The following is a 1,914-nucleotide window of genomic DNA, read 5'->3' on the forward strand; positions in this document are numbered from 1 at the left end:
AAACTCAAACAATTCATCAAAGTCGACAGTCAACAAGATCATCAGGCTAAAGTGAAATCACCCATTTCTGCTCCAGTCGCTGCACCCAGCTTGCAGAAGCCAGCACCAGCACATACTATTCAACCCAGTGCACTAATTAATTCGATTCAACAGGCATTTCAAAATATCAAGGTTAGATCAAATAGATTTGAACCAACATTAAAAGTGGCAAAAGAATCCCGTATACGCCCCGACTTTGTCTCGCGTAAATCTTATTCAGTAAAAGGATTAAGCCAACCACTCCACCCTGCGGCATCCAAGGAAATATTAAAAAATATGGATATGGACTACCGCTGCTTTTATCAAGCACTGAGGCAACAACGGGTAGATATTGCTTATGATGATCAGCGTATTCAACAACTGCTGAAATATCAAAAGCAGATCATTCGGCATATTGTGTATATCAAACAAAATTTTGCAGGACATGAGCGTTATCAATGGCATACGCTTGAACAATTACAGATGGAAAACTATTTTAAGAAATAGGTCAAATTGCACTAAGACCAATTCAGTTGATCCGTCCATAGAACATATATAGACAGATCAACTGATTTAATTAAAGGTTGAAGAAGGAATAATACATTCCATTGAGCTTGCTTGTGAGCCGTCATCATCTTTGGTTTATTAATGAGTATATTAGAAGTCAAAATCAAATTTTTTAGATTGATCAAGTTGTGGCTTATTCTGGTTTTCCTGTTCACGTTTTTTAGCCAACGCTAGCTCATACTCTTTTTTATAAAGTTCATACAGATTATTTTGACGAATTTCCCGAATGTTCTTTCTATATTCTGCTACCTTGTCTTGATCTTCTTGATCAGCACTATATAGTAACGACCTCGGAATTTGTGGGACATCTTTTAAATTGGTTCCATGTTTTTTATTATAATCTTCATTAGATAAGCACGATACTGCACTGCTCACTTCGATTTCCATACCATGAATTTCTATAATTTTTGTGGGTGCATATTTTTCTAAAAATTCATTTATTATTTTTTCAGTTTGTGTTCGGTAGTGAAATAATATATTACGACCAAATCCAAGCACATCAGCTGTGATTTTTAATGCACCCCCTTTTTCAGGATTTTTTTGACGATATTGCTTAAAGAACTGCTCTGGGGAACGTTCAATATTATCCAACATACTTTTTTCTGAAAATAATAAATGTAAATGTGGCTGTTCTGACTGTCCATCGAGCGCAGCCACATGATTATGAATTGCGATTGTTGATGGCATTTTATATTGACCACAAAATTCATACATTAATCTTTCAGACAACTCTATACGGCGATTTTTATCCAGTTCTTTTGGCAAAGCGATTGTAATATGTGATGAGGTTCGTCTAGTCTCACTTGTATATTGATCAGCTGCATACCAAAACTTTTCAGGATGATTTTCAGACCAAATCGGCATATTATAGGATGCACAATATTCAAGCTCTTCAATGTCACTTTTATGCTTTGAAAAATATAAAGTACGCGTAATATAGTGATATGCACTTTTTGAGAGTCGATACTTTGAATCACCATCACTCAATTTTATTTGACTATCACCTTTAACGTTGTGACTTAAATGAAAATAATACATTCTTACGTCCGATATTAATTTAACTGGAATTTCGGATCCTACAAAATTTTAAAAATTCATGATTCGTTTCGTGAAGAAAAATGAAAAAAAATATTTTTCAATTAAAACGCATGAGCAACTTCACTCCCATAATTTCAATTTACATAATAAAAACAATAACTTAGTTGTGTGTTTTATTTGTATGTAGAAACAGTACATCTAAAACATGAGTAACGCATAAATTATATAATAATCAATTGCTTAAAACTAAAAGTGCTGCGCAGCACGAGTAGAAGTGTCTTTTAAAGCGAG

General features: G+C 34.0%; 1 protein-coding gene and 1 pseudogene. One reads left to right on the plus strand and one right to left on the minus strand.

Annotated features, from left to right (window positions below; genetic code table 11):
* Nucleotides 1–525: pseudogene (locus IO68_RS29510) on the plus strand (hypothetical protein); the annotation flags it as partial.
* A gap of 150 nt (nt 526–675) precedes the next feature.
* Here the strand turns inward: IO68_RS29510 and IO68_RS29515 are convergent.
* Nucleotides 676–1,623: a MobA/MobL family protein gene (locus tag IO68_RS29515; protein WP_023013901.1), complete on the minus strand. Its 948-nt coding sequence runs from the start codon at nt 1,621–1,623 to the stop codon at nt 676–678.
* Between the last annotated feature and the right edge of the window lie 291 nt (nt 1,624–1,914).

The organism is Acinetobacter sp. COS3 (assembly GCF_000475335.1).
Taxonomy (GTDB): domain Bacteria; phylum Pseudomonadota; class Gammaproteobacteria; order Pseudomonadales; family Moraxellaceae; genus Acinetobacter; species Acinetobacter venetianus.